1 protein-coding gene is annotated in these 2,942 nt (G+C 62.7%); it reads left to right on the top strand.

Annotated elements, in window-relative coordinates:
- The first annotated feature begins 258 nt into the window (after positions 1–258).
- Complete coding sequence (locus VGD20_RS03460; RefSeq protein ID WP_331133113.1) at positions 259–2,916, top strand: TonB-dependent receptor; 2,658 nt, start codon at positions 259–261, stop codon at positions 2,914–2,916.
- Positions 2,917–2,942: the final 26 nt, after the last annotated feature.

The raw sequence follows: 2,942 nt of genomic DNA, 5'->3' as shown, positions 1-2,942 counted from the left end.
CGCCCTGCGGGGCGCCCTTTTTATGTTGCATTGCAGCAACAGTAGCTAAAAAAAAAGGGGCAGGGCTTGTGGATAACTCCCGGCCCCGAACGCAAATTCGCGATTTTCCGGCCTCTTCCTGATCCCGCAACGGCGCGCGGGTTGCACTGTCACAATTGCTGTCACAATCGTGCCACATGCGGGCGTCAGGGGCGCTCGCAGGTCAAGCGCGCCCATTGTCGCGCGCCGCCGAACGCACCACCAAGGGGACATCCTGAAATGAAATTCCGTCACACGCTTGCCGCCAGCTGCGCGCTGATTCCGGTCGCGCTGCTCTCCACTCCCGCCTTTGCCCAGTCGACTGGTTCGTCGGATTTCGACGGCGAAATCGTCGTTACCGGCACCACCTCGCGCGATGTCGCGGGCATCATCATCCCCGAAACGCCGAAGGCAAAGGTCGTCGTCGATTCCGAACTGATCCAGCGCCAGCGTCCCGGCCAGTCGATCAACGAAATCATCAACCTTGTTCCCGGCGTCAGCTTCACCAACAACGATCCCTGGGGCTCGAGCGGCGGTAACTTCACGATCCGCGGCTTCGACTCGTCGCGCATCTCGCAGACGTTCGACGGTATCCCGCTGAACGATTCGGGCAACTATGCGATCTACACCAACCAGCAGGTCGACCCCGAACTCGTAAAGGAAATCAACGTCAACCTCGGTTCGACCGACGTCGACAGCCCGACCGCGGCAGCCGTCGGCGGCACCGTCAACATCAACACGCTGGTCCCGACCGACGAGCTGAGCGCCATGGTGAGCGCCTCCTACGGCAACATCCTCTCCGACGGCGCGGGCGACCGCCCCTATTATCGCGTCTTCGGCCTCATCCAGACGGGCGAATTCACGCCGTGGGGCACCAAGGCGTGGTTCTCGGCCTCGACCACCCGCAACGATGCCGCCTTCGCCAACTACGGCAAGGTTCGCAAGCAGCAGTATAACGGCAAGATCTATCAGCCGATCGGCGACAATGGCGACTTCATCGCGATCGCCGGCCATTATAACGAGAACCGCAACAATTTTGGCGGCTCGCCGCTCCGCGCCAACGCCATCACCGGCGAAAAGGACGGCCGCTTCTACGAGATCGGCGACCCCACGAAGGGCGGCGGCTTCCCCTGCTCGCTGAGCGAGACGAGCACGGTGAACAATTGCGGTACCGAGTTCGAGCGCCGCTACAATCCGTCGAACACCGGCAACGTCCGCTGGCAGTCGCGCTTCACGCTGACCGACCGCCTGACACTGTCGTTCGATGGCGCCTGGCAGACCGTCAAGGCCAACGGCGGCGGCACAACCGACGCCTTCGAAAGCGAGTTCACCAAGCTGAACCCCGCGAACGGCCTGACCTTCACCGGCACCGGCAACTATGGCGGCAAATTCTATTTCGGCCGCGACCTCAATGGCGATGGCGTCCTCGGCAAGGTCACCCTGCTGTCGCCGAGCCAGACGAACACCAACCGCTGGGTCGCGATCGCCAACCTCGTGTACGACATCAACGACACGAACCGCGTCCGCCTGTCGTACAGCTATGACCGTGCGCGCCACCGCCAGACCGGTGCCGCCGGCTTCCTGTTCCCGAACGGCGAGCCCACCGACGTGTTTCCGATCAACGATCCGGTCCTCGACGTGAACGGTAACGTCCTGCAAAAGCGCGACCGCCTGTCGTTCGCGACGCTGCACCAGGTCGCCGGCGAATATCGCGGCGAATTCTTCGAAGAGAAGCTGATCGTGCAGCTCGGCCTGCGCGCGCCCTTCTTCAAGCGCGACCTCAACAATTATTGCTTCACGTCGAGCACGGGCGGCAGCTCGGGCGCTTTCGTCGAATGCGCGCCGGCCGACCAGATCGCCGACTATCAGGAGGTGTTCCCCTATGCCTACAACGGGACCAAACCCTCGGGCGCCGCGCTGCCGCAGAGCCGCACGCTGAAATATGACAAGCTGCTGCCGAACGTCGGTGCGGTCTACAAGATCACCCCCGACCTCAGCTTCGCGGCGAGCTATACGAAGAACCTTTCGGTTCCGAGCACCGACTCGCTGTACAGCGCCTTCTTCTTCCCCGCCGATGATATTTCGTCGGAACGCACGGCGGAAACTTCGGACAGCTTCGACGTCGGCTTCCGCTACCAGACCTCGAAGGTCCAGGCGGCGCTGACCGGCTGGTATTCGAAGTACAGCAACCGTCTCGTCACCTCTTATGACATCGACGGCAACGGAACCGATACCAACCTCGGCCCGGTCGAGAAATACGGCATCGATGCCAGCATCGCCTACCAGCCGATCAAGGAAATCTCGCTCTACGTCTTTGGTTCGTACCTGAAGTCGAAGATCGAGCGCGATGCCGTTACCTCGGGCTGCGCCGCCGCAAGTGATATCGCGCGTGCCAATCTGTGTTATCTCGAGGATGGCGTCGCCTACCTGCGGACGGCCGGCAAGCGCGAGCGCAACGCGCCAGAATGGCTGCTCGGCGGGCGCGCCCAGGGCAATTTGGGCGACTTCACGCTGGGCGTCCAGGCCAAGTACACGGGCTCGCGCTTCATGAACGACATCAACGGCGTCGTTCAGGCAGTCCCGAAGCTGGATGACCCAACGAAGACCGACCTGATCGCCCCCGGCGCCAAGTTCAAGGGCTACACGGTCGTCGACCTCGACATCCGTTACTCGCTCGCGAGCGCCGGCCTCGAACATTCGTACGTCCAGCTGAACGTCAGCAACCTGTTCGACAAATTCTATGTCGGCTCGTTCAGCGGTAGCCTTGATGGGCTGGCGAGCGCGAGCGGCGCGTTCGTGAACTTCGGTTCGCCGCGTGCGATCAGCGCCCAGCCCAGGCCCCTGGTCTGGGCGTACGAGAACGCCACCAGGCACGCCTCGCCCAGCGCGTCGCGGTGATAGCCCGACAGGATGTGCCAGATGTC

The sequence above is a fragment of the Sphingopyxis sp. genome, assembly GCF_036402335.1.
Classification (GTDB): Bacteria; Pseudomonadota; Alphaproteobacteria; order Sphingomonadales; family Sphingomonadaceae; genus Sphingopyxis.
The sequence above is the reverse complement of the archived record's forward strand: the minus strand, read 5'-3'. Positions and strand labels throughout refer to the sequence as shown.